Annotated in this window: 18 protein-coding genes and 1 pseudogene; 17 read left to right on the top strand and 2 right to left on the bottom strand. The window is 36.3% G+C overall.

Annotated elements, in window-relative coordinates; translation table 11 throughout:
* Positions 1 to 374 precede the first annotated feature (374 nt).
* From B5X64_RS15750 to B5X64_RS15680, 17 genes are all read left to right on the top strand, one after another.
* Positions 375 to 1,985 carry a Na+/H+ antiporter gene (locus B5X64_RS15750; RefSeq protein WP_079466145.1) on the top strand — a complete coding sequence of 537 codons (1,611 nt, stop codon included), beginning with the start codon at positions 375 to 377 and terminating at the stop codon, positions 1,983 to 1,985.
* Between the two features lie 133 nt (positions 1,986 to 2,118).
* Positions 2,119 to 2,430 carry a hypothetical protein gene (locus tag B5X64_RS15745; RefSeq protein ID WP_079466144.1) on the top strand — a complete coding sequence of 104 codons (312 nt, stop codon included), beginning with the start codon at positions 2,119 to 2,121 and terminating at the stop codon, positions 2,428 to 2,430.
* Positions 2,431 to 2,439: 9 nt separating this feature from the next.
* On the top strand, positions 2,440 to 3,024 hold the full coding sequence (locus B5X64_RS15740) for a Crp/Fnr family transcriptional regulator (protein ID WP_079466143.1): 585 nt from the start codon (positions 2,440 to 2,442) through the stop codon (positions 3,022 to 3,024).
* 150 nt (positions 3,025 to 3,174) lie between these two features.
* Positions 3,175 to 4,050 carry a pirin family protein gene (locus B5X64_RS15735; protein ID WP_079466142.1) on the top strand — a complete coding sequence of 292 codons (876 nt, stop codon included), beginning with the start codon at positions 3,175 to 3,177 and terminating at the stop codon, positions 4,048 to 4,050.
* Positions 4,051 to 4,418: 368 nt separating this feature from the next.
* Complete coding sequence (locus B5X64_RS15730; protein WP_079466141.1) at positions 4,419 to 5,108, top strand: hydrolase; 690 nt, start codon at positions 4,419 to 4,421, stop codon at positions 5,106 to 5,108.
* 69 nt (positions 5,109 to 5,177) lie between these two features.
* A complete protein-coding gene (locus tag B5X64_RS15725; RefSeq protein ID WP_079466140.1) occupies positions 5,178 to 6,950 on the top strand; it encodes an amidohydrolase in 1,773 nt (590 codons plus the stop codon).
* A 141-nt stretch (positions 6,951 to 7,091) separates the two neighbouring features.
* Complete coding sequence (locus B5X64_RS15720) at positions 7,092 to 8,462, top strand: alginate export family protein (protein WP_079466139.1); 1,371 nt, start codon at positions 7,092 to 7,094, stop codon at positions 8,460 to 8,462.
* 176 nt (positions 8,463 to 8,638) lie between these two features.
* On the top strand, positions 8,639 to 9,385 hold the full coding sequence (locus tag B5X64_RS15715) for a M17 family peptidase N-terminal domain-containing protein (protein ID WP_079466138.1): 747 nt from the start codon (positions 8,639 to 8,641) through the stop codon (positions 9,383 to 9,385).
* 296 nt (positions 9,386 to 9,681) lie between these two features.
* The gene (locus tag B5X64_RS15710; RefSeq protein ID WP_338030755.1) at positions 9,682 to 9,996 is read left to right on the top strand and encodes a zinc-binding dehydrogenase; all 315 of its coding nucleotides are present in this window, start codon (positions 9,682 to 9,684) and stop codon (positions 9,994 to 9,996) included.
* 19 nt (positions 9,997 to 10,015) lie between these two features.
* Complete coding sequence (locus B5X64_RS15705; protein ID WP_079466136.1) at positions 10,016 to 10,999, top strand: L-histidine N(alpha)-methyltransferase; 984 nt, start codon at positions 10,016 to 10,018, stop codon at positions 10,997 to 10,999.
* A 17-nt stretch (positions 11,000 to 11,016) separates the two neighbouring features.
* Positions 11,017 to 12,207, top strand: a complete 1,191-nt coding sequence (gene egtB / locus B5X64_RS15700; RefSeq protein WP_079466135.1) for an ergothioneine biosynthesis protein EgtB — start codon at positions 11,017 to 11,019, stop codon at positions 12,205 to 12,207.
* Positions 12,208 to 12,212: 5 nt separating this feature from the next.
* A complete protein-coding gene (locus B5X64_RS22620; protein WP_174887945.1) occupies positions 12,213 to 12,374 on the top strand; it encodes a hypothetical protein in 162 nt (53 codons plus the stop codon).
* Positions 12,375 to 12,572: 198 nt separating this feature from the next.
* Positions 12,573 to 12,860: a hypothetical protein gene (locus B5X64_RS15695; RefSeq protein WP_123920878.1), complete on the top strand. Its 288-nt coding sequence runs from the start codon at positions 12,573 to 12,575 to the stop codon at positions 12,858 to 12,860.
* A gap of 229 nt (positions 12,861 to 13,089) precedes the next feature.
* Positions 13,090 to 13,239: a hypothetical protein gene (locus B5X64_RS22855; protein ID WP_164463433.1), complete on the top strand. Its 150-nt coding sequence runs from the start codon at positions 13,090 to 13,092 to the stop codon at positions 13,237 to 13,239.
* Between the two features lie 13 nt (positions 13,240 to 13,252).
* Positions 13,253 to 13,519, top strand: coding sequence for a hypothetical protein (locus tag B5X64_RS22850; RefSeq protein WP_079466133.1), 267 nt, complete (start codon positions 13,253 to 13,255; stop codon positions 13,517 to 13,519).
* Positions 13,520 to 13,558: 39 nt separating this feature from the next.
* Positions 13,559 to 13,777, top strand: coding sequence for a hypothetical protein (locus B5X64_RS15685; RefSeq protein WP_079466132.1), 219 nt, complete (start codon positions 13,559 to 13,561; stop codon positions 13,775 to 13,777).
* Between the two features lie 268 nt (positions 13,778 to 14,045).
* Complete coding sequence (locus B5X64_RS15680; protein WP_164463431.1) at positions 14,046 to 14,444, top strand: AraC family ligand binding domain-containing protein; 399 nt, start codon at positions 14,046 to 14,048, stop codon at positions 14,442 to 14,444.
* A gap of 19 nt (positions 14,445 to 14,463) precedes the next feature.
* Here the strand turns inward: B5X64_RS15680 and B5X64_RS15675 are convergent.
* Both B5X64_RS15675 and B5X64_RS15670 read right to left on the bottom strand, forming a co-directional pair.
* Positions 14,464 to 14,673: pseudogene (locus B5X64_RS15675) on the bottom strand (DUF1275 domain-containing protein); the annotation flags it as partial.
* A 97-nt stretch (positions 14,674 to 14,770) separates the two neighbouring features.
* Positions 14,771 to 15,028, bottom strand: a 258-nt coding sequence (locus B5X64_RS15670) for a Crp/Fnr family transcriptional regulator (RefSeq protein ID WP_139377612.1), incomplete at its 5' end; no start/stop codon positions are given.

Raw genomic sequence — 15,028 nt, 5'->3', positions numbered from 1 at the left:
GTATCTCTTGTCGCCATACATTTGTCATATTAAACTTGTTTAAACTTTTTATTTAACCACAAAAGAGGCAAAAGATTTAGATATTTTTATCTAAAGTTGATGAGTACAAAGAAAAAAGCACACAAAAATCTTTAAAAATCTTTGATTTTTTATTCTTTTGAGAACTTTGATTATTAATAATAGCTTTATAATTATCTTTTGTTCCTTTTGTGGTTAAATTTCAAATTAGTTTAAACAGCTTTATTAAAATAAAGGACCGAAAACAAATATCAGAATGTCATTTTATTCATTTATAAAATAAAAAATAACAATTGGCGAAAAAAGTTATAGATCTATCATCTAATATTTCATATTTAACTTATAAACAAAAAACTATGCACGAAGATTTACTACTCATACTTGGACTTCTATTGGTCGTAATGCTACTGGTTATGCTGGCGCAGCGCATCAAAATTGCGTATCCTATATTTTTGGTGTTGGCAGGATTGGGAATCAGTTTAATTCCCGGAGTTCCTGTTTTGAAATTGGACCCGGAAATTATTTTCCTCATCTTTCTACCGCCATTGTTGTATGAAGCCGCTTGGTACACCTCGTGGAACGATTTCTGGAAATGGAAACGCACCATTGGATTACTGGCTTTCGGATTGGTTTTTCTGACGTCTATTGTTGTAGCATTTGCTTCACAGGCTTTAATCCCGGGATTCACCTTGGCAATGGGATTTTTGTTAGGTGGAATTGTTTCGCCACCGGATGCGATTGCTGCGACCACGGTTTTGAAAGGTTTAAAAGTTCCAAAGCGAACGATTGCAATGCTGGAAGGGGAAAGTCTCATCAATGATGCATCGTCACTGATTGTTTTCAGATTTGCTTTGGCAGCCGTGATGACTGGTGTATTTTCTATGCAGGAAGCCACGGGACAATTTTTCTTGGTTGCAGGAATGGGTGTTGTGGTCGGAATTGCAGCGGCTCATATTTTCTACGCCATCCACAGATTTTTGCCGACGACACCTGCAATTGATGCAGCTTTGACGGTGATGACGCCGTATATTTTATTTCTTTCCGCGGAATATTTTCATTTTTCGGGAGTAATGGCGGTGGTGAGTGGCGGATTGTTTATGTCATTCCGTTCGCACGAAATCTTCAAGACGGGAACTACAAGAATCAATATGACAGGCGTCTGGAATACACTGATTTTTGTGATGAATGCCTTGGTTTTTGTCTTAATCGGATTGGAACTTCCCGATATTGTCGATGGATTGGGCGAAACATCTGTAATGGATGGAATTAAATATGGTCTAATTATCAGCTTAATTGTGATTGTCGTTCGTATGTTGTGGATTTATCCTGTGGCGCATATTCCGAGATGGCTGAGCAAAAAAGTACGTAAAGACCCAAGTCCGGGCTGGAAAAACCCATTGATTATCGGTTGGGCAGGAATGCGTGGCGTGGTTTCTCTGGCAACGGCTTTATCGATTCCGGTGATGATGAATGAGCAATCAGAATTTCCGCACAGGAATTTGATTATCTTTATTACGTTTGTGGTGATTTTTGTGACTTTGGTTTTCCAGGGTTTGACGCTTCCTTTGATTATTAAATTGACCAAAATTGGTGAGATTGATAACATTTTGCCTTCTCACGAACAGCAGGCAAGCATTCAAATCAGGATGGATAATCTTGCGGTGAATTTACTGAATGAAAAATACCAGTCCAATCTGGAAACGAACAGTCTGGTGGAAAACTTTAAAAATACCATAGAGAACGATATTTTGCAACAGCAAGGTCATCTGGAGTCTTTGGAAATGTGCACCAACAGACGAAATGATTTAAATGAATACCACGAAATTATGCTGGATATTTTCGCATTGCAGAGAAAAGAATTGTTCAAAATAAAACGTGAAAACCAATTCAGTGAGGATGAAGTGAGAAAAGCAGAATCACAGCTGGACCTTAATGAACTGAAAATTACGGGTACCAAACATTTATAATACGGACCAAATCCCTAGCCCCGATAAGGAACGGCATCCTTTTTTTGTGGTAGTAATTGGCGGCGGGAAAAAAAGATATAGTGGATAGTGGGATTAAGCTCCTGAAAATTAACTTCAATACAACAAATATCAAATGGAAAGCTTACAATTTTTAGTCATTGGGAAAAATCAGGAAATTCTTGATACCTTAAAAAGAATTATCGAAAATAATGAAGGCTGGAAAGCAGAAATCAAGAGCGATGAAAACGTCTGCTATGATTATATCAAAGAGAATCAGGTAAATATTGTGCTTTTGAGTTCCGGTTTGGAGGAGAAATTTGAAAATGAGGTGAAAACTTTTTGCCGGAATCTGAACAAAGATGTGAAGGTTATCGACCATTACGGCGGAGGAAGTGGGCTTTTGAAGAACGAAGTTTACAGTCTTTTTCCTAATTTGCAGCCGTAAACTTAATTTATGTTTGAAAATATCATCAAAAACGTTACGCGTTTTATCAATCTTAATGCTGATGAAGAGAAAATCTTCACCGACTTATTGGTTTGTGAAACCATTCCCAAGAAAACAATTTTGTTGCGGGAAGGTGAAATCTGCCAGTTTGAAGGCTTCATTCACAAAGGTTGTGTTCGAGTCTATTATCTTGATGATAATGGTTTTGAAGTCACGATTCTGTTTGCCATCGAAGATTGGTGGATTAGTGATATTGCCTCATTTCAGGATCAGAAACCTTCTAATTTATATATTGAAACGATTGAAGATTCAGAGATTTTTATGCTGAATCCGACCACCAAAGAAAAGTTGTTACAGGAAATCCCGAAATTCGAAAGGGTTTTCAGAATGTTGGTTCAGAGAAATCTGTTTACGCTTCAAAACCGTTTGGTAAATACCATCTCAAAAAGTGCATCAGACCGATATCTGGAATTTATAAAAGTATATCCAACGATTCCGCAACGCGTTGCGCAATACTATATCGCTTCTTATCTAGGAGTTTCTAAAGAATTTGTAAGTACGATCAGGAAACGTTTGGCGACGAAAGAGAAATAACTAACTTAGTATTTAAAATATAAAATGTCGGATATGAAAATATTCGGCATTTTTTTTTGCTTTAAAGTCATTTATTAAACTAGTTAAATGCTCAGCAGTTTCCATCAGCATAAATTTGTCCTATCAATAACGAATAAACAACCAACAGATATGGACAGAAAAGATTTTTTAAAGAAAGGATTACTTGGAACAGGAATGTTTGTGGCAACCGCTTCATTGGGAAATACAATGAAAAATGAGATTGACGAAATCGAGCCGCTGGAACCGATTGGATACAATCATTTACCGAACACCGATTCAAAAATCAAAGACAATTCTGTGATTCACAAAGCGGATTCCAGAGGGAAGGCAGACCACGGCTGGTTGGTGAGCAATCATACATTTAGCTTTGCGAATTATCACAATCCTGAAAGAATGCATTTTGGTGTTCTTAGAGTTTTGAATGATGATAAAGTAGAGGCGGGAAGAGGTTTCGGAACGCATCCGCACGACAATATGGAAATCATCAGTATTCCTTTGGAGGGTGATTTGGAGCACAAAGACAGTATGGGAAATTCTGCGATTATCGCAAGTGGAGACATTCAGGTGATGAGTGCCGGAACTGGAATTATGCACAGCGAATTCAATAAAAATAATGACAGTTTGGTAAAGTTTCTTCAAATCTGGGTGTATCCAAACAAAAGAAACGTGACACCACGATATGACCAGATTACTTTAGACAAATCCAAAGGTCAGAATCAATTCCAGCAGATTCTTTCTCCTAATGCAGATGACGAAGGGGTTTGGATTCATCAGGATGCGTGGTTTCACTTAGGAAGCTTCAAAAATAACATTGAAACTAACTATCAAATCAAGAAAAAAGGAAACGGCGTGTATGCTTTTATTTTAAAAGGAAGTGCAGAAATCGAAGGACAAAAAGTGGAAACAAGAGATGGTTTTGGAGTTTGGGATATTACAGATTTAAATATCAAATCAACAACAGAAGGCACAAAAATTTTATTAATGGAAGTTCCGATGACGATGTAAGAAAAAAAATTAAACAGTCACTTTTTGGAGAGTGAAATATTTATAAAAAACAGGCTTAGGTTTTATTATCTGAGCCTGTTTTTTTTGTTTTAAACTAAAACTTATTTTAAGTTTTAGTTTAATTTAAATAATTGATTATTCATATTTTAACATGCTATTTGAATTATTTTTTATCGATTTGAAATCATCTGTCTATAATGAACAATAAAAAGGATTTAAATTTTTTTTCAGAAATGTAATTTATTAAACTAGTTAAATGTGCAGGGTTTCTAACTGCCCTAAATTTGTCATATCAAAATCAAGGAAATACTTCAGACAGAATTTAATTATCAATAAAAATAAACAACAAAATTTAAAAATTAAACATTATGAAAAAGTTAATCTTAACATTCGCAACAGTAGTATTATCAGTAACAGCATTTGCTCAGAAACCTGGAAAATCTATGTTGAACCCAACCAACCACGCTTTGATTTTAATTGACCACGAAGGGCAAATGGCATTCGCAACAAAAAGCATCAGTATGGAAGAATTGAGAAACAATGTGGCTTTGATTGCTGGTGGTTCAAAAATCTTCAACATTCCAACTGTGGTAACTACAGTAGCAGAAAAATCTTTCGCCGGACCCGTTTTCCCGGAAATTTCAGAAGTGTATCCAGAAGCGACCAGCGGATATGTAGACAGAACAACGATGAACACTTGGGAAGACTTGAACGCTCACAAAGCGATTACAGGAAAAAACAAAAAGAAACTAGTTTTGGCTGGTCTGTGGACGAGTGTTTGTATCGTAGGTCCGGTTTTATCGGCCATTGACGAAGGTTATGAAGTATATGTGATTACGGACGCTTCGGGTGATATTTCAAAAGAAGCTCACGACCAGGCAGTTACTAGAATGGTTCAGGCGGGTGCACATCCGATTACCTCAGTTCAGTATGTTCTTGAATTACAGAGAGATTGGTCTAGAAAAGAAACGTACAAACCAGTCAATGACTTAATGAAAAAATATGGTGGTGCTTACGGATTGGGAATTCAGTACGCTCAGGATATGCTTAAACACTAATCAATTTCAACAATGGCAGGTTGAAAACCGACCTGCCTTTTTTTCTTCAAAACCATTAAAAAGTACATTATGAAACCACTCCATAAAATTCTATTCTCATTCGTCTTAGGTGCCGGATTGTTCAATGCTCAGAAAGCTGACTTAATCGTAACCAACGGAAAAATCACCACAATGGATGATAAAAATCCGGAAGTTCAGGCAGTTGCTATTAAAGACAACAAAATTTTCCAAACCGGAACAAATGCCCAGATTTTAAAACTTAAAGGAAGCTCCACAAAAATCATCGATGCTAAAGGAAACCGTGTGATTCCTGGATTATTTGACAGTCATTTGCACGTAATTCGTGGTGGAAGATTTTACAATACAGAACTTCGTTGGGATGGTGTGAAAACTTTGAAAAGAGCTTTGGAAATGTTGAAAGAACAGGCTCAGAGAACGCCGAAAGGTCAATGGGTAAGAGTCATTGGTGGTTGGAACGAATATCAGTTTGAAGAAAAAAGATTGCCGACTTTGGCAGAAATCAACGAAGCAACAGGCGATGTTCCGGCTTTCGTAATGTATCTCTACGGAAAAGCTTGGCTGAATAAATCAGGTTTGAAACAATTAAATATCACTGGTGAAACGCCAAATCCGGCTCAGGGTTTAATTGAAAAAGACAGCAATGGTGACCCAACAGGTCTTTTGGTTGCAGAACCGAATGCATTTATTCTTTATTCAACTTTGGCAAAATTGCCTGAGCTGACCGAAGCTGAAAAAGAAAATTCAACGCTTCAATATATGACTGAACTGAATCGTCTTGGCGTGACGGCCGTAATGGATGCAGGCGGTGGTTTTCAAAACTTCCCTGATGATTACGAAACTACGGATGCCTTAAACAAAAAAGGAAAAATTACGGTTCGTTTGCCTTATTATCTTTTTGCTCAAAAAAAAGGTTCCGAGTTAGCAGATTACACCAAATGGACAGGAATGGTGGACATCGATGATCACGGGCACAACGACCACAACGGAATTGATTATCACGTAGAAGGCGGCGGCGAAAATCTGGTTTCCGACGGTGCTGATTTTGAAAATTTCCTTTTCCCAAGACCAGAATTGCCTGCAACAATGGAGAAAAGTATGAAAGAAGTCGTGAATCTTTTAGTGAAAAAAAGATGGCCTTTCAGAATCCACGCAACGTATAACGAAAGCATCACAAGATTCTTAAATGTAATCGAAGAAGTAAATCAAGAAACGCCTTTGAACGGATTGGTATGGTTCTTCGACCACGCAGAAACGGTTTCTGAAGACAATATGAAACGCATCAAAGTTTTAAATGGCGGAATCGCAGTGCAGCACAGAATGGCATATCAAGGTGAAAGTTTTATCCACCGTTATGGGAAAAAGGCTGCTTTATCTTCTCCGCCAGTTAAAAAAATGCTGGAAATGGGAATTCCTGTAGGATTGGGAACAGACGGAACCAGAGTCGCAAGTTATAATCCGTGGGTGGCTTTGTACTGGATAACTTCAGGGAAAACTTTGGGCGGAACTCAGGTGATGGCCAAAGAAAATGCTCTCGATAGAAAAACAGCGTTGTCACTTTCAACTTTTGGAGGATATGAATTGATAAAGGATTATGAAAAAGGAAAAATCAAAAAAGGATATTTAGCTGACCTTACGATTTTAGATAAAGATTATTTCAGTGTTGATGAAGAAGAAATTAAAGACATCACTTCCAAATTAACCATCGTTGACGGAAAAGTGGTTTATGGAGACGAAACCTACAAAACGGTTTCTCCAGCTGCACTTCCGGTTCTTCCAGAATGGTCTCCTGTAAAATACTACGGCGGATACCAAACAAAATAACTAAGATTTAAACAAAATAATTTTGCTAAAAATTCCCCTCCTCTGGAGGGGTGACGAAAATTCAAAGAATTTTTGACGAGGTGGTTTAACTGACAATCAAAAATAACTCATTACACTCCTGAAAAACTCAAACCTAAAACAATGAAAAAGCTAATCATAATTTTTTTTGTCCTGCAGATTTTTAACCCACACATCATATCTGCACAATTTAAACTGATGAGATTTGATGAAGATTATTCAACTTACAAAGATTCTGCTGACACATTTTACAATTCCATAAAATACATTCCACTTTCCGAAAAAAATAACAATAAATATTTATCATTAGGCGGAGAGGCGAGAGCAGAGTTTGTAGAATTTAATAATGAAGACTGGGGAAGATTGGGAATCGGAAGCAACCCGTTTTTTATCCAAAGATATACAGTTCACGCCGATTTGCATTTAGGTTCAAAGGTGAGAGTTTTCGGACAGTTGAGAAGTGCGTGGGAAAATGGCAGAAAAAACGGACCGAGACCCATTGATGAAGACCATTTGAATGTTCAAAACCTTTTCGTAGACGTTGATGCGATTAAAAATGAAAAAGAAAAACTGACCGTTCGTGCCGGAAGACAGGAGTTGGATTACGGAAGCGGAAGATTGATTTCGGTGCGTGAAGGTCCGAACTTGAGACTCTATTTTGACGGACTGAAACTGATGTACAAAAGAGGAAACTTCAAATCGGATGCTTTTATGATGATGGCGAGTGAAATCGGCACCGGAGTTTTTGATAACAAACCTTCAAAATCGGTCAATCTTTGGGGAAGTTATAACACATTAATTCTTCCGAAAAATGGGAATCTGGAATTTTATTATTTGGGAATTCAAAGAAAAGAATCACGTTTCGAAGATGGAACAGGAGATGAGAAAAGACACACTTTGGGAGGAAGATTTTACAGATATGGTGGCGGATTTATTTATAATTTTGAAGGTGCTTATCAGTTTGGAAACTTTAATAATAGTACAATAAGTGCTTGGACAGCTTCTGCAGATATTGGATATCTATTCGAAAATGTGAAAGGAAAACCAAGCATCAATCTTCGAAACGATTACATTTCCGGAGACCGAAACAGAGAGGATGGCAAATTGGGAACTTTCAATCCATTATATCCTAAAGGTGGTTACTTCGGATTCAATCCACAAATCGGACCTGTGAATTTAATTGACATTCATCCGTATGCAACAGTAGATTTGAACAGCAAAATGACGGTTCAGGCCGATGTGATTTTCAACTGGAGATATTCTACGCAGGACGGCGTTTACAGACCAAGCGGTTCTTTAAATCTGACTTCAATGAAGTCTAAAAAGAAATATATCGGAACGGCTTTCCTTGGAAGCTTTAATTATAAAATCAATAAATCTTTTAATTTCAATACGGGTATGCAGTATTTCAAAACCGGAGAATTTGTGGATGATATTATTGAAAATGACAAAAACGGATTGTTTATCAACTCAAGGATTGTTTTCAAGTTTTAAAAATTTAATATGAAAATTTGAGAATGTGCTCATTTGAAAATCAATTTCAATAGTTATCTCACATCAATGCCAGAATCTATTTCTGAAACTACCTTTGAATAACATTAAAACAAAAATAAATTAACAAAATTATCATCAGCCACAGCAAGCTGCTAAAGCTAAAAGCAAAAAATATTATGAAAAATATCGTAAAAAATACCTTAAGAAAATCATTATTAATCGCAGGATTAGCATTTTCAACCCTAACATTTGCGCAAACAGCTACAACTACGGTCAATGCCTCTGCAAAAACCACAGCCATCGGAACTTCTAAAAACTGGGGTTCAGTGGACGGGATTTCAATGATTGGATTGGTTCAGGGACCATCTTCGGCTGACGCTCAACTGCAGGTTGCCTGTGTTTTCGAATATACAGATAACGACATCCACAGCGCTCAGGCACTGCCTGCCAACTTAAACGGATTGGTGCATCTGGATGAAGCTTTGAAGGGTGAATTCACCAAAATCAGACAGTCGGGTCAGTTCAAGGGACATTCTTTGGAAACCTTATTGATTACGCCTCCCGCGGGTTCTATGTCAGTGAAAAAATTGTTATTAATTGGTTTGGGTGACCGTAACAATTTCACTCCGGAACTGATGACTTCCGTAGCAGAAGTGGCTACCAGAGAAGCTTTGAGATTGGGTGTAACTAACTTTGCCTTTGCCAGCGACCTTAAAGATGCCGGAATTGATTCTCCAACTGCTCTCGTTGCAGGAAATGTGGTAAAAGGTGTTGTCTTGGCTAATCGTTCAGAAATTTATTTAAGAGGACATAATCTTTCCAAAACAAAAAAGTTGGAAAAAGTATATCTATTGGCTGGTCCGTCTTTCTTTGAAGTTGCAGGTGGCGGAATTCAGGCTGCGATTGCGGAAGTTAAGAGGTAATAGTTTTATTAAATAAATTTATGGTGCTCTCTTTTTTAGAATTTTTAAGCTGAACTATTCCTGGTATTGAAAATTAAAAAATGGCGCCACTTGAAGACAAGTGGCGCCATTTGGCTGTTTGTGAACTTAACAGGACTCTATTCAAACCAATTAGTAGAGGATATTGACAATATTTTGTATAAAAATGAAATCAGAAAATTGTCTATTTATAAATGATAATTTTCTGATAAATAAAACATATCATAATATCTTCTTCTCATAAAAAGCCTAATGAAAAATTAAATTGGTACATTTAAATATATAGTTGCCAAAAATCATTAGCATCAGTTGTTCTGGGCGAAATCGTTTGTATAACCGGAATGCATTCTGAGCAATGGTCTATCAAAGATTTTGCGCCGATTGATTATATTCCGGCTGCAAGTTTTGTCACCGTTTACGACAGCGGGCATATACGGGTTGAAGGAAAATATTTTCAGGATTTTATTAATGAAATCGAAAATGGAAACATTCATCCGAAAATAAAAAGGGTTTTCACGCTGGAAGAAATTGTAGAAGCCCACACTTTTATGGAATCCAATTCCGGCGGCGGCAAGATAGTTGTAGTTCTCTAAAACCCCCAAAACAATATTTATGAATTCACAGGTGGAAACAGAGTCTCAGACACAAAACAATTCCAAGGAAACTTTTCTGGCGGACGTTCTGGAAGGTTTAAAAAGCACTCCAAAAAAATTACATTCAAAATATTTTTACGATAAAGCGGTCGACCAACTTTTCCAACAGATCATGAATATGCCGGAATATTATCTCACCAATTGTGAACTGGATATCTTCAAAAATAAAATTGAGATATTAGCAAAAAGCATTCTGATAGACAATGAACCTTTCGATTTAATAGAATTAGGAGCCGGAGATGCGATGAAATCCAGTTATCTGCTAGAACATCTGACCAAAAAAAATATAGATTTCACCTACATGCCGATTGATATTTCCGGACATATTCTGAAAGAATTAGATGAAAAATTCAGGAGAGATTTGCCCGAGTTAGAAGTCATCACTTTGGAAGGAGACTATTTTGATATGCTCGACAAGGCAATGTCCATCTCACCAAGAAGAAAAGTGGTTCTTTTTTTAGGTGGAAATATTGGTAATATGGACTTGGAAGAATCTTATAATTTCTGCAGAGAACTCAGAAGAAAACTCAATCGTGGCGATATTCTTCTGGTTGGTTTCGACCTTAAGAAAAACCCACACATCATTCTCAATGCATACAATGATTCCGCAGGAATTACATCATCTTTCAACCTCAATCTTCTCATCAGAATTAATCGCGAACTGAAAGCCAATTTCGATGTTTTGAATTTCCAGCATTATCAAACCTACGACCCAATATCAGGGGCTTGCAAAAGTTATCTCGTAGCTCTCGTGGAGCAAAATGTGCACATCAGAAATCAGGTTTTTCACTTTGAAGAAAATGAATTGATTGATATGGAAATCTCACAAAAATTTTCTCAGGACGATATCAGCAAACTCTCCAGGGACTCCAAATTCCATATCATTGATGAGATTGCCGATTCCAAAAACTGGTTTGTAGATTCGATTTGGCAAGTTGTCTAATTTTAAAATTAATTCAAATGAAAACAAATTCCGTTTTAACAATATCAAATTCCATAACCAATTGGGCCGAGAAATATTTAGAAATCCGAAATTATTCTGTGGAGATTTGTAAGCCTCTAGAAATCGAGGATTATGTCGTTCAACCGATTGTAGATGTGAGTCCACCAAAATGGCATTTAGGTCACACGACCTGGTTTTTTGAAACGTTTATTTTGGAACCAAATTTCCCTGATTATCAGATTTTCGAGGCTCAATATAATTTTGTTTTCAACAGTTATTATGAAACGATTGGAGCGAGAGTTATCCGTACGGACAGAGGAAATTTGAGCCGTCCATCTGTTTCTGATATTTACAAATACAGAAAATATGTTGATGAACAAATGAATGCTTTTCTCAACAGCGAATTTTTAACGGAAGAAATCAAACCTTTACTCGAGCTTGGACTCAATCACGAACAGCAACATCAGGAATTATTGATGACTGATATCAAATATATTTTAGGTCACAATCCTCTTTTTCCAACTTATAAAAATGAAATGATTTCAGAAAAAATATATTCTCAAGCGATTGGAATGTTAAGTTTTTCTGAAGGGGTTTATGAAATCGGTTTTGAAGGTAAAAGTTTTTGTTTTGATAACGAATTGGGAAGACACAAGGTTTATTTGAATGATTTTGAAATTGCTGACCGTTTAGTTTCCAATTCGGAATATCTAGAATTTATGAAAGCTGGAGGTTACGAAGATTTCAGACATTGGCACGCCGAAGGTTGGGATTGGGTGAAACAGAATGATGCAAAATCTCCGTTATATAGGCATTTGATTGACGGGAAATGGATGAATTATACTTTGAATGGATTACAAGAATTAGATTTAAATGATTCAGTTTGTCATATCAATTTTTATGAAGCTTCAGCGTTCGCTTCGTGGAAAGGAATGCGTTTGCCAACCGAAGCGGAATGGGAAGTTGCTTCCAATCATTTCGAATGGGGAAGCCGTTGGGAATGGACCAATTCAGCCTATTTGCCTTATCCAGGATTTAAAAAAGAAGCTGGGGCAGTTGGTGAGTACAATGGGAAATTTATGGTCAATCAGACCGTTCTTCGTGGTGCTTCCGAGGCAACGCCGAAAGGTCACAGTAGAAATACCTATCGGAATTTTTTCCAGACTGGCTTGAAATGGCAGTTCACAGGAATCAGACTTGCTCAATAATTACTATGATTACAGTAGAATCGGTTTCAAAAAGTTCCAACGGAAAACCAGCAGTAGAGACTATTTCTTTTCAGGCAAATGATAAGGAAATATTGGTGCTTCTGGGAACCAGCGGTTGTGGAAAAACGACGATTGGATATCCTAACTTAGCGTCCAGTAAAGGTTAAGCATAAAACCTTAATTTTAACTTATGAAACAAGAGCAAAAAATCTACGATCCGGCTTTTAAAACCAAAGCCGTTCAATTACGGTTAGAATTTCCAAATACTATATATCAGCATTGACCTTCTGGTCACGGTTGATATTCGAAAGTATCCTTTAGACAAGATAAAGAGCCTGCCGGGCAATAAAATATTGCTGCTTGTGGTGGTTGATCCTGAAGGAAATAAGTTTATTGAGATCTTTCCCCAAAAAGCTTCGATGGGCTATCTGAACGGATTCAGTGATCCCGAATATATTGAAAGCCTTCCCAGGATACAGCTGCCATTTTTAGGTCATGGCATATTCAGGGGATTTATGGCAGACGGCGATTCAATGCCGCCATTTGCATACGGTACATGTGTGATTGGTGAATATGTTGAGCTTAAATCAGGCAAGGAGTATATGTTCATTACCACTGAAGACTATACTTTCCAAACATTCAGTAAAAAGTGATTAAGTGTAAAGTAGTTTGGAATAATGTCGTCCTGATTACTTTACATTATCAGACAATGAAAGTAATCAATTTCATCCGAAATTCAGTGGTTAGTGATTCTGATTTTTCCAAAGTATAACTGTTGAAACACTTGTTGATCAGTTTTCGTATGTTCATCAAGTTAGTAGAACTTTGGTGGCAATAATCTGATTATTTTCCCAAACAGACATTGTACAACATTTACTTTTCTTGAATTTAGTATCAAAGGATTTTGGATTATCCAAAGCTGCTGAAATTGCTGGCCACACAAATACAAAGACTACAGAGAAATACGCAGTAGATTGGCAAGAGCATCAAGTTGAAAGAAATAAAAAAAAGATATTAGTATATAATTTATAATTGAGTTTTTGAAATGTTCAACGTTATCGAACTACAAGGATACTCTCTGGATATAAAATTTCTGAAAATATGGAAGCGAAATATTTGGTTATTAAAAATAAATTCACTATCTTACAATATGAGAAAAAGTGAAAATCAAGATAGTATAACACATGCCGGAAGAATTAACGAGCGAACAAAAGCTTTAGAAATTCTCGCAAAAGCAAAGAAAACACAGGGTAAGATAACCGTAATCCGACAAGGCGTCGGCAGGAATTTCAAACCTAAAAATGAGGAATAAAATTAAAGTATCGTTTTAATTTCTCGGTATCTTTACCTGATGGAAAACATTCAGGAATTAGAAGCACAAATATTAGAGATAGTCAAGAATAAGCATGATGAAACTGGCGGAAATAATGGAAATGGCTTTGCTGATTTTGACCACATACTAAATATGTCACTTGAAGACAGAAATGCTTTTCTAAAGAGAATGGCTGATGAAAATAAAATTGCAATACGAATAGGTCCTAACGCGCGAATGATAATGTTGCCGAAATAAATTAAGGAGTCAAAAACTGACTCCTTTTTTAGATACAATTATATAGTTAGAATTTAAAAAAATTTTAATAAGTACTTTTTTCTCACTTTACTGTATTTCTTTTATGAAATTTAAATACATAAAATACAGAATGATAATCAGCAGATTAATAGTCAAAGGAATCCAGGAATATTCAGAGTCCATAAGTTGACTAATACCCATTGAAATACCCAAAGAGATTACTATCCAAGAATTCTTTTTTATCATAATTATTATATAAAACGCCAAAATGAAATGTGGATTATTAGAAAAAAGGAAAGGGGAGTTTGATGATGAAATTAATATTGCTGCTTATGTGTGGTATGAGAAAGACTGGACACATGATGACTATGATCATGCTCATCACAGATATCAGCTGACTTATGTTGAAGAAGGGTATCAGTATTTTCACATTGAGAATAAAATCTATCTGGTTCCACAAAATCACTTAATTTTGATCCCTACGGGCAAAAAACATCATACTCAGTCGGAAGCCAGCACAGTTAATCTCATGGTTATCTTATTCAAAACTGTTTTTGATAATGATTTTTATAATAAAGTGCATGTTTTTGCAGCGCCTCCAGTTTTGAGAGATATGAGTTATGGGGTCTGTACTTTGCAGTCCATTCAATTATCAGTCCTGAAATAAAAGCACCTAATAAAAAAAATAAAATGTATAGCAAATAAATTAATGCCATTTTATAATTTCTTAAAAATAGTTGTTCGGAAAAAAAAGCAAAGTGTCCCGTTACATTTGTTGTAAGGTTGTTAACGGAGAGAACTCCTGTAATATTCACTAATCCTGCAACACCAGATAAAATAGATGCCAATTTCAAATTATGGGAATATGTCCTTCCTTTCCCTTTGTGCCTAAACATGACCAATTCTTTTAAGTGAAATTTTTAAAAAGGTAAATTTTTTGAATACAGATTTTTACAGACAGCTCCTTGAAATGTTTAAAGACAATTATTACCTTTAGATATTCGCAATACGGGTAAGGCGTTCCAAATCTATTAATAGAATTTTTCTTCCTTCCATAACGATAAGTTGATCTTCCCGGAAATCATGAAGAATACGGGCTAACGTTTCATTGGCAGTTCCTACCATATTGGCAAGATCTGTTCTGGATAATGTAATATAAGTTTTATCCTCTGTTATATTAGATTGATATTTTCTATGCAGAATTAATAAACTTAATGCTACACGTTCCCTGACCGTTCGTTGTGACAGAAC

Source organism: Chryseobacterium balustinum (assembly GCF_900168205.1).
GTDB lineage: Bacteria > Bacteroidota > Bacteroidia > Flavobacteriales > Weeksellaceae > Chryseobacterium > Chryseobacterium balustinum.
The sequence above is the reverse complement of the archived record's forward strand: the minus strand, read 5'-3'. Positions and strand labels throughout refer to the sequence as shown.